This is a genomic window from Paenibacillus sp. J22P59 (assembly GCF_059383895.1).
In genome coordinates, this window is record NZ_JBXENX010000013.1 from 83,344 (window position 1) to 101,899 (window position 18,556).

Here is an 18,556-nt window from a genome sequence, read left to right on the forward strand (position 1 = left end):
TATCATATTAAAAAGCACGTAAGAAATCACATTTGCAATCGCCAATTAATAAAACAGCTCGATGATCGCTCTGCCGGGATTGCGCTCCGCTATATATTTGTCTACTACCTGCTGCTCAGGCACAATCTTCACAACCGATCCATTCTCCGCCATTAAGTAGATGAGATGATATTGTTCTCGCCACAACAGCCTTACCACACTGTTAATCGGTTGTTTGTAATGAACAAGAATAGGACTCGCCAGCTCTCCACGAGAAATTCGCCTTACAGCGACACGATCCCGATGCATGAGAAAACGCACGAATAAATAAGGTATATTTTTATAAAAGGTACAATTCGTCAACAGCAAAAAGCTTCCTACCAGCAGTAGATTTAATTGCACTCCCGAGTTCGCCCGCAACGCTGTAAATAACGAGAAAGCAATCATCAAAACACTTAATGCTATACTGATGCGGGCCGTCCATTTTATCATCATGAAATAATTGAACCGATAGCTGAAAATAGCCTGCAGCAGCTTCCCTCCATCCAGAGGATAGATAGGCAGCAGGTTGAATAAGCCAATCATCATATTAGCTCGCCATACGTATTCCGCCCATTCCGTGCTCCACCAGCCAAGCTGGCCGCAGCCCCATGCAGCAAGGCCCATCCATACATTCTGCAAAGGTCCGGCAATTGCCACCAGAGCTTCCTCTCCAGCGGGAACACTCCCGGCCTCTTCTACCTCAACCACACCTCCAAAAGGAAGCAGCCTTACTTCACGAACTCGCCAGCCGAAGCTTCGAGCTACCAGCAGATGGCCCATCTCATGAACGAAGACGAGAATAAATAAAATAAAAAGCTCGGTGAAATAGCCCGTAATCACCGATCCGATCATAACAAGCACGAATAACGGGTGAACAGACCACCGAATGCCCATCCATTTAATCAATCGGTATCACACCTACAGGATCAACATAGCGGTCATTTTGCTTCATAGCAAAATAAAACATACTCGTCTCGTTCCCGTTGGCCGATTCAAGTCTCCCTATCGAATCTCCCGCTTCAACCCATTCATTCACTTTTACATCTGCTTTCCCGAGGTAGCCATAGATGGTTGACCGTTGGTTGGCATGCTCAATGACAACCGTTATTCCTTTCTCGGTCGGCTCCGTCACCAATAGTACACGGCCTGTTTCTACTGCTGATACAGCTGCCGAAGACGGGCCAGCCAGCTCGATTCCGTCCAGCAGCTCTGCGAATGTACGGACGAGCTGCCCTCCAGCTATCGGAGCTACGAGAGGGAGGCGAACTGTGCCATTAACAGATTCGGCTTCTTGGGCCTCTTTGCCGAATATCGGAATGAAGCTTGGAGCACCTGCGAACGTCTGCTTGTACCACGCTGCCGCAGCGGCAAAATCAATCTCGTCGGTCAATGCATTCTTCACAACTGCTCTCCCTTTCAGCGACCAATCCGTTTCATATTGGAACATTCCCCACACCAGCGCAAAAACAATCGCAGCAGCAGCTGTTTTCCATAGCAGCTCCCTTTGGAACAACCCACCCTGTCCACCATTGCCATTCCTGAAAGAAGGGCCTGTCCCCTCTTTATATGGCCAATTGCTGCGGGGCTCCTCCATCGCATCCCAACCTGCCCACGGATTCGCACTGGTTTTCCATTGCTTCTCTGGATCAGGCTCGTCCGATTCCAAATCTGCCAATATGGGCTTCGCAGGCACCAGCCTTTGCTCCCCTTTTCTTATGGCACTTGAATGAAGGGCAGCCGGTTGCTCCATTAACTTCTTTATCTTTTCCTGCCGCCGCTGGCGGACCCCATCTCGTACGTTCATCACAATCCCTCCGCTTGTTCCAATTTCTCGCAATACTTGTACTACATAACTATGAAACAACGAAGATAAGTATGCGAAAGAGAATACAAGCACAGCAAAGAAGCGTCCGTCCTCTTCTTAAGAGGAACAGACGCTTCTCTACTACGTTTATCCGATTAATCGGCTAATTCGTATTTCTCTTGGTGGGCCTTAATACTGAACAAAATACCGATACATACCATATTCAGCAATAATGATGTACCTCCATAGCTTATGAAGGGCAGCGTTATGCCTGTTATCGGCATAAGCCCGATCATCATCCCTATGTTCTGGAAAATTTGAAAGACATACATCGATGCGATGCCTACGACGATAAATGAGGCACGCATGTCATAGCACTTGAAGGCGATTATAATCATCCTATAAATGAGCAAGAAATACAGCAATAGCAGAACTGCTGCTCCCTGGAACCCAAATTCCTCTCCTACAACGACAAAGATAGAGTCCGAATACGGATAAGGGATGAATTTACCTTTGAGCATATCGCCTTGCATATACCCGTCACCATTTAAGCCGCCTGAACCGATAGCAATCTTTGCATTCTCCGATTGATGCTTGTCATTAGCTGATGCTTGCTCTGGATTAACGAACGTATTAATCCGGCTGTACCAGTGAATCTTGTTCTTTTCTTTCAAATAATCTTTAATCTCCGTATTAAAGGTATTAAATAACGAGAAGAACAACAGGATACTTGCAATAACTACTGCCAGACCTATCGCTACATGTATATACTTAACATTGCCGATCCACAGCATGCCAAGCACAATGACCAAATAAATGATCGCATTGCCAAGGTCAGGCTGGAAGAATACGAGCGCGAATGGAAGCGCCGCGAAGGCAGCTATCGGAAGAAGATCCTGCGTGAAGGTGAGCTTGTCCCCTTGTCTTCTGCCCATCATATAAGCAATCCCTATAATAATTGTAATCTTAGCCATCTCGGCTGGTTGAAACAATAGACCGCCAATCTTGAACCAGCCCTGTGCGCCGTTGATCTCGACACCAAAAAAATAGACAGCAATCAAGAGGGCGACCCCTATCCCATACAACACATACCAGAACTTGAGCAGAATACGGTAATCGAATACCGTAATCGTAATGGCAACTGCGAATCCGGCAAGATAGAACACTAATGTTTTGATATCATACTTATCATAGAGGCTGTTGCCATGCGTAGCGCTTTTGATCAGAATAATACTAATGAACATCATACAGACTAGAATGGCAAGAATGCCCCAGTCGATTTTTTTCAGTTTGTTAAGCACGAGGCAATCATCCTATTCCGAGGAACTTGCGGAACCGTTTGAAGGCGCCTGCCTTCTCATCCAATAGCATCAGTGGAACCATATCGCCTAGAATACGGCGAGCGATATTGCGATAGGCGATAGCAGCTCTTGAAGACGGGTCCATTACGGTCGGTTCTCCGGCATTGGCTGCTTTGATCACCTTCTCATCATCCGGCACAATTCCGAGCAAGTCGACCGCCAAAACTTGACAAATCTCATCAATATCAAGCATTTCTCCTGTTTTGACCATATTCTGGCGAATCCGATTAATAATAATTTTGGCTGCGATGCCTTCCTTTTCAAGAAGGCCAATGACACGATCTGCATCGCGCACAGCGGCATTCTCAGGTGTCGTCACAACAATTGCACGATCTGCACCTGCAATGGCATTGCGGAACCCTTGCTCAATTCCGGCAGGGCAGTCAATAATTACATAGTCAAAATCCTTCTTCAGCTCCAGCACCATGTCACGAATCTGCTCAGGGGATACGTCATTCTTATCCTTCGTTTGCGCTGCTGGAAGCATATACAGCTCATCAAAGCGCTTATCCTTGATCAATGCTTGATTCAAGCGGCAGCGTCCTTCTGCCACATCAACCAAATCATAGATGATTCGATTCTCAAGCCCCATGACAACATCCAAATTACGAAGTCCGATATCGGTGTCTACCATGCATACCTTTTTCCCTAACAAAGCAAGTGCCGTACCCACATTGGCTGACGAAGTCGTTTTACCGACCCCGCCTTTGCCTGATGTCACAACGATCGCTTCTCCCATAAGTCACACCTCTTTCACTTTATCGGATTATTACGCAAACGGTATAATTGTGTCATCTTATCAATCTGCATGCTTCCCTCATTCAAAAATGCGAATTCCATTGCGGCATCGCCCGACATCCATTCCTCAGGAGGACGACTGATCACTTCCGCAATTCGAAGCTGCGTAGGACGCATAAGAGACGCTGCAATAATAACGTCCGTTCTTCCATTCACGCCTGCATGAGCAACACCACGAAGGGCGCCCATCACATAAATATCACCGCTGCACCTAATGGTACCGCCAGGATTCACATCGCCTGCCAGCAGCAGATCACCTTCATGCTCCACTGTTTGACCTGAACGAATGATTCCCGTTATAACTAAAGGCCCCGAAGGCAATGGACTCGATTGTTCCCTTAACAGCGGCTCCGATTCAACCGACTGTACCATAAGATTGCCTTGCGAGCGGATAAGCGCTCGAATCCGCTCTTTATCATCATCATCAAGCTGACGCTCTCCTAGCTTCACATGCACGTGAACAAGAGGTCCCGTCAAAAGCTGCTGATGTGTCTTCTCAAGCTTATATTGCAGTTCATCCATTAGTAAAGCGAACTCGCACTGATCATCGAGAAGGAACACGAGACCTTCCTTAACGCCTTTAATCATAATATGCTGTTTTTCGGTCACGTCAGTTCCTCCCCAACGTAATGCATTCTTTTCATCACGTCTGAATTCCTGCTTTCTCCGCCAAATTATTGCTCTTCCTGCTCCGGACTCAGCTTCGCTTGATTCTCATAGAGACGCCTTGCCGGGATATAGATCGCAAGCGCGAATGCCAATTGCAGAAACAGGCTCGGTAATATGTGATCCAGCAGAGCCCAAGCATACGATTCATTCGTAATACGAAATACCATATAAATAAAATAAACCGTTGAGTCATAGACAAGACAGCCTAGTCCGATAACAGACAACGCTGTTAGCAGCGTGCTCCGTCGACGCTCCAGCAATAGCCCCGCAAAATATCCGATAAGTCCCATAATAAAGGCATTTACACCTAATAGATGTCCGAAAAAAATGACGTCTTGCAAAAAGCCGAAGCAAACGCCAAGAATCATCGCTTTATGCCGCCCGCTGTAAAGCGCCGCATAAATAATAAACACGAAGGTGAAGTGAGGAATGATTCGCCCGCCTAAAGAAGCTGGAATTAACCAGGGAACAATCGTTCCTTCTACTAGAAACAGAAGCAGCATGATCAGAACGATGCGGTTCATGCCTACTCCATTCATTGCTCCTCGCCCTCCGTTTCCGGCACCTGAACGACCATAACCTCCGTCAGATGATTAAACTTCGCTGCAAGCTGAATCGAAGCGGTATGAGTCAGACCATAATCACCAACCTGCCTGCTATCAATTGTACCAATGACGAGCCCGCGTGGATAGACATTGCCTCGACCGGATGTAATGACAGTATCATAATTTGTCATTTTATCATTCTCGTCTATTCTAGTCATAATAAGCCTGTCCGTCTCTTGGTTATAACTGCTTATAATGCCGAAGGATTCATTCTCTCTTCCCACAACGGTCGCTGCAATAGAATTAGACGTATTCTCATCAAGAGCAGTCAGCGGTATAACTGTAGATGTTAACGGCCTAACTTCGCTAACTATGCCCACGAGACCATCTGGCGTAATGACGGCCATTTTGGGCTTGATCCCATTCTTGGAGCCCAGATTGATGACCATCGTACGGCTGTAAGCATCATTGTTCACCGCTACCACCTGGGCAACAATATACTTATAGTCATTGAGCTTCATTTGGCTCTCTGTGAAATGCAAAAACTCTTTCAGCTGTTTGTTCTCTGCCTGCAAGTAGTTATAGTTGATCTTGTCACGCGCGTAAGCTGCAGCTGTCAGACGCAGTTGCTCATTCTCTTCATGAAGTGTACGCATGTTTCCAATATCCTCAAAGAAGCCCGCTATTAAGCCAGCGGGCTTGTAAAACCATTGCTGCACGTATCCGACAGTATCGCCTAGAAATTTCTCGGGCCATGATAATTCCTTGCGGTCGCTAAGCGAGAAGCCAATGACCGCAATGAACAGTATAAACGCAATCATAAGAGTAAACATTCGTTTGTTTCTGAACAGCTTAAACAGTTCAATCACCTACCTGTTTCAATTCCATATGCGCCCCGGAATAAATTATCGTTTTGAGCGTGAGCCGCCTCTGCTTTTGAATAGATGAATATTATCGAGGGAACGTCCAGTGCCAATTGCTACGCAATCAAGCGGATTATCCGCCACGATAACAGGCATACCTGTCTCACGAGCGAGCAGCTTGTCCAGATTACGAAGCAGAGCTCCGCCCCCTGTCAATACAATGCCGCGGTCCATGATGTCTGCAGACAGCTCTGGCGGACATTTCTCCAATGTTACTTTGACAGCCTCGACAATGGAATTAACCGTATCCGTCAAAGCTTCTGTAATTTCTTCTGAAGTAATCGGCAATGTTTTGGGTAAGCCGGTTACCAGATCACGACCTCGAATCTCAATCGATTCAGAAACATCGAGTGGAAGTGCAGTACCGATCTCCATCTTAAGCTGCTCAGAGGTTCTTTCACCAATCATTAAGTTATAGAAGCGTTTGATATATTGAATAATCGCTTCATCCATCTCGTCTCCAGCTACGCGAATCGAACGACTGGTTACGATTCCTCCAAGCGAAATAACGGCTACCTCTGTCGTACCGCCGCCAATATCAACAACCATGCTGCCTGTTGGCTCCCATACAGGCAGATCCGCTCCGATTGCAGCTGCAAAAGGCTCCTCTATCGTATAAGCTTCGCGTGCGCCTGCTTGCTTCGCCGCATCCTCAACAGCACGCTTTTCAACTGCCGTAATACCAGAAGGAACGCAAATCATCACATTTGGATGGCGTGGGAATAACGATTTTTGCTTTTGTGCAGAGCGTATGAAATATTTAATCATCGTAGCAGTCGTTTCGAAATCAGCAATAACCCCATCCTTCATTGGACGGATAGCACGAATATTGCCTGGTGTTCTGCCGATCATTTTTTTGGCTTGCTCGCCGACTGCTTCAATTGTTTTTGTATCCGTACGAAGGGCTACCACCGATGGTTCCCTCACTACAATTCCTTTTCCTTTGACGAATACAAGCGTATTCGCAGTGCCCAAATCAATTCCTAAATCTTTCGAGAAACTACCAAACATGTTAATGCTCCCTTCTAAATGCGACAATCCCTTTTATTATATTACATGTAGCCATGTTCCTTCAAACTGATAAACCTTCCATCCCCGATAATGACATGATCGAGCACCTCGATGCCTATTAGCTCTCCCGCTTCGACTAAACGCTTCGTTAAGGAAATATCTTCTGGGCTTGGGGTCGGATCTCCACTAGGATGATTATGTGCGCAAATCAGAGAAGCACTGCTGCATTTCATTGCGGCACGAAAAACTTCACGCGGATGAACAAGGGAAGCGCTCAGCGTTCCCACAGACAATGTTTCCCGGGCAATAATATGGTTCTTCGTATTCAGAAACAGGCAGACAAAATGTTCCTTTTTCAAGTGCTGAAGCTCATCCATTACATAATCAGCGGCATCTTGAGGTCTTCTGACGGTTACAATATCGCCTAATCTACTACGTGTAATTCTTCGTCCAAGCTCAATCCCAGCACGCAGCTGAATCGCTTTGGCCTCGCCTATCCCTCTGATCGAGGTTAACTCGTCCATGCTCATATCTAATAGATTGCGAAGGCTGCCGCACTTCTTCAAAATTTTACCAGCTAAATGCACTGCGGATTCCTGCTTCGTACCCGTACGCAGCAGAATAGCAAGCAGTTCCGTGTGGCTAAGCGCTTCGGCCCCATATTGCAGCATGCGTTCTCTTGGTCGTTCTTCTTGGGGGACATTACGCAATGCGTTGCCTTGCGTCTCCATGTCTATCCCTGCCTTTTACATTCTTATTAGATACAGCTGTATGTGTTATTTCCAACTATTGTGTATTTCATGACGCTATTTCATCCATAGGGATCAAAAAACATGAATATGATAGTCTGCCAACATATCAGCTAATAAAGACAGCGGCAGTCCAACGACATTGAAATAACAGCCTTCAATGCGTTCAACAAGAATAGCACCATAGCCTTGAATGCCATACGCCCCTGCTTTGTCGTCCGACTCACCAGTTGCAATATAACGCTCGATCTGCTCATCCGTAAGAGGCTTCATATGGACGATTGTTTTCCGATGTGCAACAACAGCCTTGCCGTTCTCAGCCTGCACGCAAGCAACACCTGTATAAACCTCATGTGCTCTCCCCTGCAAGCTCCTTACCATCTTGAATGCATCGGCTCGATCCATAGGCTTGCCTAATACTTGTCCGTCGACGACAACGATTGTATCTGCAGCAATCACAAGAGAAGCTTGTGCCTCCTGCTCCTTCAGCATAGCGATAGTAGCATTCGCTTTGCGCAAGCTCAGCTGCTCAACAATATGAGACGGGGACCAGTTATCTGGAACCGTCTCATCCACATCGGAGGACAAAATATAAACCGGCAAGGAGAGGCCGAGCGATGCAACCAGTTCCTTCCGGCGCGGTGACGATGATGCCAGCACCAGCTGGCTAATCGGTTGTGTATTAGTGGTTATAGAATCATAGTTTCCCAACGGACGTTTCGTCTCCTTCGTTTCCTCGCCCGCTATGACGCGCGACCTATACTTTACGATATAACCAGATTGCAAGTACTGCTCCAATAATGCTGAATAAGCTGATATTAACGTTCACTGTCATATCGAAAGAGAGTGCATAAAGATCAATGGCGGGAGACCAGGACGCTTGAATCGTTTTGGTCAGGAAGGAGATTCCGGTAATCGGCTCTAGCCACCGTGCAACAAGTGCACCAGCCAATAAGCCCAATACGAGAAAAAGCAATAAAATCCAGCCGTTTTTCTTCATTATTCAACGCCTCTCGCCATTTATTGACACCTGTATCTATTATACTTAGGATCGTTTTCGTTTACAACGTGCTGATCGACTCAAACCATTCTTTTTGCGTCAGGATAGATTCCATCAATGCGCTCTGAACAGCCCACAAATGAGATTCTGACGGCTTTTTATCGTATTCTGTTAACGATTTCGCAGCCGTATTCATCGACTGGATTAATTTTATGAGAAAGGCTTTTCCGGCTTCATTCTCCATGCCATCCTGCATACTTTTTACATTAACTGTCCATTTTTGATGCTTTTGCTTCCAGCTACCCGCAGCTGCGCCACCTAGAGGAGATAAGCTAGGCTGCTCCAGCTGTGTCAGTGTTAATTCATCAAGCATGTCAATCAGCTCATTCGTCTGGTTGAAGAAGCTCTCAGCTACAGAAGCCTTTCCTCCAAACGGTATCTTCTTAGGAGCCTCTACATTAATTTGCTTCACATACAGCAATACATCTGGCAGCATCTTGCTAAGGGCAACCGCCCGGCTGCGATCTCCGGCCATCCCCGCATATACGCGATAATCCTCCGCCATCGTCAGGCCGGCAGCAGCCAGCCCTTTATCATTAAGCTCAGCAATCGCCGCATCTCTTCCTTCTGCATTGCTAAATACGCCATATTGAAGCATATGGTAAGTTTGACTCTGTACGGAGAGGCTTACTACGGGCCCCGCTGTTGCCAGCTGGTCAGGATCTTTGCCAGCCGCCTCTCCCGCTGCTGCTCCTGGCTTCTCAGCTATCGCACCCTCATCCTTATTATTACCCGTTTGAGCCGTTGCCCCAACTTCTATCGTCCTATTATCCAGCTTCATCGTTGATCCTGTGAATAAAGTAAGCAATACATAGCCGAATACAGCCCCCGTAGCAAGCGCACCGGCCACCGACAGAAATACTTTTAACCATGAAGGAGGAACAGTGTATGGTTTGACTGGTATAATCCGATGCTGGGCCATAGTAGGTGAAATAATGTCATCCTCAGGCTGCTCGTACAACGGCCCAGGCTGATCTTCTATAACAGGAGCAATCTGCTTCGGCGGAATAAAGGATGACTTTTTTTCGGCAAATGCCGTTTCCATTCTCTCCGGCTTCTCCTCGGTGTCACGTATAAGCTGCTCTAGCGCCCCTACATCCTCCTGGAACGGACTGTTCCATGGACTGAATTCACTTACTGTATATTGATTCTTATGCCCAGGATATAACGGCACCACATTAGACTGGGGAAGCTGATCAGCAGTTTCACTAGATTTGCGGGATGGATTAGGCTGCTTAGGCTGCCTCTCTGATATTTGAAGCTTTTCATCCGCAGAATTGTGCTCCTGAACGGTCTGTCCATTGCGGTCAAAACGATACGTAATCCTGTTTTTTGAATTCATAGCCTTCTCTCCTTGTCCCATTCATCTACTACTACTCTATGAGACAATTAAGAGATTTATGAGCCCGATAGACAGGAAACATTTGAAGTAACTGCAAACGAAAGGGACTGCAGAATAGTTGATCTCAAATTATCGGGTTCCTGCTAGCTCTTCATTAAATTTTCTAAAGGAATTGAAAAGAGCTTTTTTCTCTTATGTGAATTGTCGCCAATCCTAGTTGATCAGCAATTAGGAAGTTTGTCGCTGCTGCTTACAGTGAGGAATGAGCATCGGGCTAAGAGGAGTTCAAGCTAAGAGAATGGTTCGCTGCTATGAAGCAAGATCACATATATGTGAGGCTACACACCTATAATTATGGAGATTGGCTCGCGAAGTTGGAATGTATGAGGCTAACCTCATTCCTCAGGAGGCTAGGTTCTCGAGCTATGAGGCTGGACTCATAGAATGCTTGGAATGCTATCTAAGATAGTCGTAGGAATGAGGCTGGGCTCACTGAATTATGAGGCTTTGTAGCTCCCCCCTTTTTTCACATGCCCGATTCCACATTTTCAAATCTGCAAAACAAAAAAAGACTGCAGAAAACCAGTTACGCGACTCCAAGTAAGGATTCCTAGAACGCTCCTTACCTCGCGGCTTAGCATTAGTTAGCAACAGTAACAATTCGCATGCTGTTTTTTCCCCCATTATTCGTTGAGAAAAACAGTATGCGAATTAAAAAAAACGAAAAGGAACAGAACTAATATCTGCTCCTTCTCGTTTTTAATTTAACTGATAGCGGCTGTACCGTCGCTATTAGTTTTGTGCTTTTAACGTTTTAGCGAGCCCATCGGCCACTTTCCAAATATCCCCTGCTCCCATCGTAATAACGAGATCACCAGGAACAACCTTAGCTTTCAGATGCTCCAGCACCTCTTCTTTGTTCGGGATATAGAAGGTATTCGAATTACTATTGGTCTGAATCATCTCTACTAGCCTGCGTGAATGCACTCCCTCGATCTGCTGCTCGCCTGCTGGTGAATAGATGTCTGTTATAATAACCTCATCCGCTTCTGAAAAAGCACGGCTGAATTGCTCGAGCAGGAAAAAGGTACGCGTATAGCGCTGCGGCTGGAACACGGCTATAATACGTTTGCCTGTGGCCTTAGCTGCACTAATCGTAGCTTGAATCTCCGTCGGATGATGAGCGTAGTCATCAATAACAAGAATATCATTCACCTCGCCAAGCACTTGGAATCTGCGCTTCGCCCCGATGAACCCATGAATCGCCTCAGAGACTTGCTCGAAGGACAAGCCCGCTTCCAGACAAGTAATAATAGTCGCCATCGCGTTATATACATTATGCTTGCCGGGAACGGACAGTCGCACTGTACCTAGCGGCACACCGTTATGCTTCATAACGAAGGATACCTTGCGATCACCGAGTGTAATTTCATCAGCCTGGTACTCAGCGTCTTGATCGATACCATAAGTAATGAGCTTCGCGATCGTATCACTATCCATCTGCGGCACAAGCTCGGCAATCGTCTCGTCATCGATACATACGATCGCTTTGCCATCCTGCTTCACCTGTGACAAGAAGGTAACGTAAGCCGCCTTCAGCTTGCCGAAATCTCCATCATAGTTCTCCAGATGATCCGGCTCGATATTCGTAACAATCGCAATACTCGGATGATATTGCAAGAAAGAACCGTCGCTCTCATCAGCTTCTGCTACGACATACTCCCCTTTACCCGCCTTCGCATTCGTCCCGACATTAACGATTTCTCCACCAATAATATAGGTTGGATCTGCATCGCAATTTTCCATGACTAGAGCGATCATCGAAGAGGTCGTCGTTTTGCCATGCGCTCCCGCTACTGCGACGCCTTTGCCGGCATTCATTAATCTGGCCAGCATTTGGGCACGATGAAGCACAGGAATATTAAGGGCTTCAGCCGCCTTGCGCTCCACATTGTCCTGTGACAGAGCTGTCGAATAAACAACAAGATCGGCACCCTTCACATGGTCTGCTTCATGCCCGATAAAAATCTCAGCTCCATTAGCTGCGAGCTTCTCTGTTAGTTCCTGGCGCGCTACATCCGAGCCGGTTACTCTATATCCCATTTCCAGCATGACGCGGGCTATGGCACTCATCCCGTAACCGCCAATTCCAATAAAATGAACGTGCTCTGCTGTGTTCAAAGACGGCTCACCAACCTTTTTCAGAATCCGAGTTGTACAATATGCGGGAGCGAACGTCAGCTATTAAATAAAGCGTTCCAGTCACAACCCCAAGGTCTGTTTCCCCGGTAATTTGCTGTAATTTATGAAGAGCTGCTTGCCAATCTGGTTCAACAATGAGCTCGAAGGATGCCCCCTCTGGCGTCTCATCCTGAATAAGAGCAGCAAATGCTTCAGCCTTCAATTTATTGCGGAAGTCAGGCTCGGTCACAATAAGTGTATCCACTATTGGTAGTATATGCTTGAGGACATCCCGATGATTCTTATTCTCCAGCATCCCCATCATAAGATGCAACCGATCGTACTTATACGTTGTTTTAAGTGCAGCTGCCAATGTCTCTGCACCCTCCGGGTTATGTGCTCCATCCAGCAGAAGACGAGGGGAACGGGCTACCATTTCAAGCCTGCCAGGCCATGCTGCCTGTCGAAGGCCCTCGACCAGCACATCATCCTCCACGATAAGAGCATAATATTGACGCAATACTTCTAGCGTCATGACAGCGACTGCTGCATTCATTCGTTGATGTGCGCCATTAAGCGTAATCGACAACGGATCTATCGAACGGAATAGACCATCGAAGCGGAAAGTCTGTTCGTCCTCCTGCGTAGACAGCTCCGTGATCGAGAATTGCTCGCCCAGCAAATAGAGCGTGCTTTTCTTAGCCGCTGCCGTCTGCTTGATGACTTCGATTACCTCAGGCTGCGTCACTGCGCTTACGACAGGAACGCCTGACTTAATAATCCCAGCCTTCTCAGCAGCTACAGCAGCTAATGTATCACCAAGACGATCCATATGGTCATGCCCTACATTCGTTATAACAGAGATGACAGGTGTTACGACATTCGTAACATCCAGACGACCGCCAAGCCCTGTCTCCCAGACTACATAATCGGGATACGTAACAGTAGCATAGTATAGTATAGCCAATGCAGTAGATACTTCGAACATAGTCGGTGAACCAAGTTCAGTAGAGGCAATAGCCTCCACCTCCGGCTTCAGCACATTGGCGAGTCGAAGCAGGGTTTCTTCTTCTATATCCTCGCCATTATATTGGAATCGGTTCGTGAACTTCGTAATATAAGGTGAAGTAAACGTACCTACATCATAGCCTGCTTTATTCAATACCTGGGTTAAATAAGCACAGGTAGAGCCTTTGCCATTCGTTCCGGCTACATGAATAAATTTCAGTCTTCTGTGCGGGTTTTTTAGCAGATCAAGCAGCTTCTCAATACGTTCCAAGCCTGGACGGATACCGAATGGAATCAGCCCATTGATCCAATCAACTGCCTCAGTGTAGGAACGAAGCTCATTGCTTCGTTCCTGCTCAATTCCGTTAGCATTCATTTCCCTAGTCCTTCTTCCATGTGAACGTTATCCGCGCAATTCCGCGATTCTAGCTAATACCTTGTCACGTTTATCTGCATAATCATTCATCTTAGCCCGCTCTTCTTCAATAACCTTAGCAGGAGCCTTCGCGACGAAGCCTTCATTGCCCAGCTTCTTCTCTACCCGCTCTACTTCAGCATTCAGAGTAGCAAGCTCTTTTTCCAGACGAGCGATTTCTTGTGTAATATCCAGCAGTCCTGCAAGCGGCAAATAAAGCTCCGCTCCAGTAACGATCGCTGTCATTGCCTTGTCCGGCGCACTAAGCTGAACGCCTGTCTCAAGCTTGGATGTACCACAGAAGCGTCTAATAAACTCTTCATTACGAGTAAGAATCATCGCTTCCCATTCGCCGGACGGCTTAACCAACAGCTCGATTTTTTTGCTCATCGGCACATTCACTTCCGCTCGTACATTACGAACCGAACGAATGATCTCCATCAGCAGTTCCATTTCCTTCACCGCATCTTGTGCTTCAAGCGACTCGTCGTATACTGGCCATGCAGCCAAAGTAATCGTATCACCCTCATGCGGAAGATGCTGCCATATTTCTTCACTGATATATGGCATGAACGGATGAATTAGGCGCTGCGTACGATCCAGCACATAGGCAAGCACGGATTGCGTTGCGCGTTTGGCCTGCTCGTCGCTGCCGTACAAATTCAGCTTCGCAAATTCAATATACCAGTCACAGAGATCATCCCATATGAAATTGTAGAGCACTCGGCCTGTTTCTCCGAATTCATAGCCGTCAATTAAACGAGTCACATCGCGAACCGTTTCGTTCAGGCGATGGAGAATCCAGCGATCTGCTGTGCCCAGATCCCCTTTGATGTCGATATCAGATGCCTCAAAGCCCTCTAGGTTCATCAGGGCAAAGCGGGATGCATTCCAAATCTTATTCGCAAAGTTGCGTGCCTGCTCGACCTTTTCCCAACGGAAACGAAGATCCTGACCTGGCGTACTGCCTGTCGAGATCATATAGCGCATTGCATCTGCGCCATACTTTTCAATCACTTCAAGCGGGTCAACGCCATTGCCAAGGGATTTGGACATTTTGCGGCCCTCAGAATCACGCACGAGACCATGGATCAATACATCCTTGAATGGCTTTTGATCTGTAAATTCCAGTGCCGTAAAGATCATGCGAGCTACCCAGAAATAAATGATATCGTAGCCCGTTACGAGTACCGCAGTGGGATAGAAGCGTTTGAAGTCTTCTGTCTCCTCCGGCCAACCGAGCGTAGAGAATGGCCATAGTGCCGAGCTGAACCAAGTATCAAGCACATCATTATCTTGAGACAAGGAAGTGCTTCCGCAAGCTGGACATGCCTGAATATCTTCACGTGCTACATGCATCTCTCCGCAAGCTTCGCAGTACCAAGCTGGAATGCGATGGCCCCACCAGAGCTGACGAGAAATACACCAATCGCGGACATTCTCAATCCAATGCAAATAAATTTTCTCGAAACGGTCCGGCACGAATTGAACGCCATTGCCTGATTTCTGCGCTTCGATAGCTCTCTCCGCCAATGGCTTCATCGCTACGAACCATTGCGTCGACAAGTAAGGCTCAACAACCGCTCCACTGCGCTCGCTGTGCCCTACCTGATGAACATGATCTTCAATCCGAATGCATACGCCTTGCTCTTGGAGATCCTTCACAAGACGCTTCCGGCACTCTGCACGATCAAGACCTTCATAAGGCCCCGCTTGGTCATTCATCGTTCCCGTCTCATCCATAACGATGATTTGCGGCAAATCGTGACGAAGTCCCATCTCAAAGTCATTCGGATCATGTGCAGGCGTAATTTTCACCGCTCCCGAACCGAATTCCTTATCTACATAATCATCCGCTATAATAGGGATTTCGCGACCTACAACCGGCAGAACGATCATTTGCCCAATAAGGTGCTTGTATCTCTCATCCTCGGGATGCACGGCTACAGCTGAATCGCCCAGCATCGTCTCTGGACGAGTAGTAGCTACCGTTATAGAACCGCTGCCGTCCTTCAATGTATATTGCAAATGGTACAAATGACCGTTTATTTCTTTATGTTCTACTTCAATATCAGATAACGCAGTACGGGCAACCGGGTCCCAGTTAATGATTTTTTTACCGCGATAGATTAGCCCCTTCTCATATAAACGTACGAATACTTCACGTACGGATTGAGACAATCCTTCATCTAGTGTAAAGCGCTCGCGAGAGTAATCGAGCGACAAGCCCATTTTGGCCCATTGGTCACGAATTGTATCTGCATATTGATCCTTCCATTCCCATACCTTCTCGAGGAATGCTTCTCTGCCCAGATCATATCGAGAAACTCCCTGCTCGCGCAGCTTCTGCTCAACCTTGGTCTGTGTAGCGATTCCTGCATGGTCCGTTCCCGGCAGCCAAAGCGTATCAAAGCCTTGCATCCGCTTGGCACGAACGAGAATATCCTGCAGCGTAAAATCAAGCGCATGCCCGATATGTAGCATTCCCGTTACGTTAGGAGGAGGAATAACGATCGTATAAGTGGGGGCATCAGGGCGATTGCCCGCCTTGAAAAATTGTCCCTTCGTCCAAAAGTCATACCACTTTTGCTCGGCAGCCTTTGGATCATAAGTCGTTGGCATTACGGGTGTCGATTGGTTCTCAGACATAGGTTACATCCTCCTAAAATTAGTACGAAAACATCTTGTTAAATACAAAAAAAAACCTATCGCCCTTATAGCAAAGGACGAAAGGTTAGCTTCCGTGGTACCACCTTTGTTCCGTGCAAAATTTAAGCACGGCACTCAAACAGATAACGGCTGTGGCCGGCTAGAAATAACGAGACTCATCCCGCTTCATCCTAGCAACTCCAGGGTGACCGATCGCAGTAACTTCCCGCGGAACCTCTCAGCGTAACAGCTCCACTCTCTGACGGCTTGGCTGCGAACCCTTCCCCTTCAACGTCGATATTAACACAGATATACAATATCTTATCCAACCAGCTAGTGAAAGTCAACTTTTACTGTCGAAATAAGCCAACACTGCAGGTCGGGAGGATACTAGTGACCGTATTCAACTGCGAAGCACCGATAACCTCATTCTTCTGTACGGCTATCCTCATCTATACTGCCGGCTCATCTGCATGATAACCATTCTATGAGGCTAACTTCATCCCTCATGAGCCTAGCCTCCTGAGGAGTGAGGTTCACCTCATACACCGCCGCTTCCCCCAGCATCCCACTGCGATGATGAATACCTTGTCTCATACATTTGTGAGTTTGCCTCATTGCTGCCTATAAAAACAGGACTGCCCCTAAGTAGATTTCTCTACTTTTGGGCAGCCCATCGTTTTTTATTATGGGATATACAACAATTGGCCTTCTTCAACGGTCGCTTCATTAAGACTGTTGTACAACAGGATTTCACGTGGATTCAGGCTGTAGCGAACGGCTATGGCATCAAGCGTCTCGTCCTTTTGCACGATACAGACACGAATTTTGCGGAATTCATTATCCTCTGATCGTTTGCCCAAGAACAAATTCTTCCATTCGATCTCATCACCGGATGATGCCTTCGTCAATTGTTCGGCTTGCTCTGCCGCTATTTGCTCGGCCGCATGCCTAGCTGCCTGCTCACGCTTACTCGTCTGGAGCAACGTGACCAGTCCCACATTAGGTGCTTGCGCCGCATCTGCCTCGGGCTGCTTAGAGCCTAGGCCAATACGCAATTCCGGCTTCTCAGCTTCCGGAGCAGGCTGCGCTTCAGAAGAATGAAACTGCCAGTTCTCCTCGCGGTCATTCTCTGCTTCCTGCAAAGCAAGCGCTCCTGCTTCTGATGAATTCTGCTCTTCATAATTCTGTACCGAGGTTAGCCAGCCATCTTCGCTTTCCTGCTGCGAGGCATAAGTAACTTCCCGCTCTGCTTGCAGGTTGCTCTCTTGGGCTTGCCCTTCTTGAATGACAGGCTGTGCCTGTTCTGCTTGATTCGTATTGAACCATTGTGAGGCTGACCAGCCTCCATCCCGAGGTGAGGCAGAAATGGTGACCGCAGCTTCCTCTTCCTCAGTCGGTTCCTCCTCAATCAGCGAGAACTCCTCTTCATCCAACCGTTCAGCATAAAACTCACTCTCATGTGTATTAAAAGACTGGTTCTCTGCACTAGACTCGCCTTCCTCATCGCCAAGGCTTTCCCGCTGATGCACGACAGTAATTGGCTCTTCCCTCCATGCCTCTTCCGTATCCGGCAACGGCTCTACCAGAATTCCACGCAGAGATAATACCCCCGTAATGTTGAGCGTTCGCGATGAGAGCAGATCCACGTCAAAGTTATCAATCTCCACCGAAATATCGTCCAGACGTGAAATCCGATTGAGCGGTAGCGTAATTTCCACGGGTATCCAATGCTCCAGCGTCTGCAGCTCTGCTGCATTGTTCTGTCCCCTATAGACCCCGCTTAACAGCAATTGACCTCTAAGTACAGCATGATCCCCCTGCTCGATGACTTGAATGCGGGGAACAAGCTCTATTTCTTCCAGCTCATCAATAGCGGTAACTTCATCTGGCAAATGTACGCGCTCATACACGTCAAAGCGCAAGCCCTTCGTTTGATCCGTCACGCTTTGTCCTCCCTTCCAATTGTGAATGCTTGGTCTAAAGTTACATTCACTATTAACTATATGGCGAGTCAGGG

General features: G+C 47.3%; 16 protein-coding genes and 1 other annotated feature. All 16 genes read right to left on the reverse strand.

Annotated features, from left to right (window positions below; genetic code table 11):
• Positions 1–45: 45 nt before the first annotated feature.
• The 16 genes from AC50YO_RS20745 to AC50YO_RS20820 all read right to left on the reverse strand — a co-directional run bounded on the left by AC50YO_RS20745 (position 46) and on the right by AC50YO_RS20820 (position 18,482).
• Entirely contained in the window at positions 46–927 is an 882-nt protein-coding gene (locus AC50YO_RS20745) for a M50 family metallopeptidase (protein WP_494850082.1), read from the reverse strand.
• On the reverse strand, positions 920–1,825 hold the full coding sequence (locus AC50YO_RS20750) for a peptidoglycan DD-metalloendopeptidase family protein (RefSeq protein WP_494850083.1): 906 nt from the start codon (positions 1,823–1,825) through the stop codon (positions 920–922). The genes AC50YO_RS20745 and AC50YO_RS20750 overlap by 8 nt, the downstream gene beginning before the upstream one ends.
• A 155-nt stretch (positions 1,826–1,980) precedes the next feature.
• Positions 1,981–3,126, reverse strand: a complete 1,146-nt coding sequence (locus AC50YO_RS20755) for an FtsW/RodA/SpoVE family cell cycle protein (protein WP_494850084.1) — start codon at positions 3,124–3,126, stop codon at positions 1,981–1,983.
• 7 nt (positions 3,127–3,133) lie between these two features.
• Positions 3,134–3,925 carry a septum site-determining protein MinD gene (minD, locus tag AC50YO_RS20760; protein WP_494850085.1) on the reverse strand — a complete coding sequence of 264 codons (792 nt, stop codon included), beginning with the start codon at positions 3,923–3,925 and terminating at the stop codon, positions 3,134–3,136.
• 14 nt (positions 3,926–3,939) lie between these two features.
• The gene (locus AC50YO_RS20765) at positions 3,940–4,593 is read right to left on the reverse strand and encodes a septum site-determining protein MinC (protein WP_494850086.1); all 654 of its coding nucleotides are present in this window, start codon (positions 4,591–4,593) and stop codon (positions 3,940–3,942) included.
• A 65-nt stretch (positions 4,594–4,658) separates the two neighbouring features.
• Positions 4,659–5,192 (reverse strand): rod shape-determining protein MreD, encoded by a 534-nt coding sequence (gene mreD, locus AC50YO_RS20770; RefSeq protein WP_494850087.1) that lies wholly within the window; start codon positions 5,190–5,192, stop codon positions 4,659–4,661.
• Positions 5,189–6,067 carry a rod shape-determining protein MreC gene (gene mreC / locus AC50YO_RS20775; protein ID WP_494850088.1) on the reverse strand — a complete coding sequence of 293 codons (879 nt, stop codon included), beginning with the start codon at positions 6,065–6,067 and terminating at the stop codon, positions 5,189–5,191. Before mreC ends, mreD begins: the two co-directional genes overlap by 4 nt.
• A 36-nt stretch (positions 6,068–6,103) precedes the next feature.
• The gene (locus AC50YO_RS20780; RefSeq protein ID WP_494850089.1) at positions 6,104–7,132 is read right to left on the reverse strand and encodes a rod shape-determining protein; all 1,029 of its coding nucleotides are present in this window, start codon (positions 7,130–7,132) and stop codon (positions 6,104–6,106) included.
• Between the two features lie 41 nt (positions 7,133–7,173).
• Positions 7,174–7,863 carry a RadC family protein gene (gene radC / locus AC50YO_RS20785; protein ID WP_494850090.1) on the reverse strand — a complete coding sequence of 230 codons (690 nt, stop codon included), beginning with the start codon at positions 7,861–7,863 and terminating at the stop codon, positions 7,174–7,176.
• Between the two features lie 93 nt (positions 7,864–7,956).
• On the reverse strand, positions 7,957–8,592 hold the full coding sequence (locus AC50YO_RS20790; protein WP_494850091.1) for a Maf family protein: 636 nt from the start codon (positions 8,590–8,592) through the stop codon (positions 7,957–7,959).
• A 46-nt stretch (positions 8,593–8,638) separates the two neighbouring features.
• Positions 8,639–8,881 (reverse strand): DUF4321 domain-containing protein, encoded by a 243-nt coding sequence (locus AC50YO_RS20795; RefSeq protein WP_494850092.1) that lies wholly within the window; start codon positions 8,879–8,881, stop codon positions 8,639–8,641.
• A gap of 61 nt (positions 8,882–8,942) precedes the next feature.
• Positions 8,943–10,283, reverse strand: coding sequence for an SPOR domain-containing protein (locus AC50YO_RS20800; protein ID WP_494850093.1), 1,341 nt, complete (start codon positions 10,281–10,283; stop codon positions 8,943–8,945).
• A 792-nt stretch (positions 10,284–11,075) separates the two neighbouring features.
• Entirely contained in the window at positions 11,076–12,464 is a 1,389-nt protein-coding gene (gene murC / locus AC50YO_RS20805) for a UDP-N-acetylmuramate--L-alanine ligase (RefSeq protein WP_494850094.1), read from the reverse strand.
• Between the two features lie 7 nt (positions 12,465–12,471).
• Entirely contained in the window at positions 12,472–13,848 is a 1,377-nt protein-coding gene (locus AC50YO_RS20810; RefSeq protein ID WP_494850095.1) for a bifunctional folylpolyglutamate synthase/dihydrofolate synthase, read from the reverse strand.
• A 27-nt stretch (positions 13,849–13,875) separates the two neighbouring features.
• The gene (locus AC50YO_RS20815; protein ID WP_494850096.1) at positions 13,876–16,536 is read right to left on the reverse strand and encodes a valine--tRNA ligase; all 2,661 of its coding nucleotides are present in this window, start codon (positions 16,534–16,536) and stop codon (positions 13,876–13,878) included.
• Positions 16,537–16,606: 70 nt separating this feature from the next.
• Positions 16,607–16,837, reverse strand: a binding site (T-box leader).
• A gap of 385 nt (positions 16,838–17,222) precedes the next feature.
• Complete coding sequence (locus AC50YO_RS20820) at positions 17,223–18,482, reverse strand: LysM peptidoglycan-binding domain-containing protein (protein ID WP_494850097.1); 1,260 nt, start codon at positions 18,480–18,482, stop codon at positions 17,223–17,225.
• Positions 18,483–18,556 lie beyond the last annotated feature (74 nt).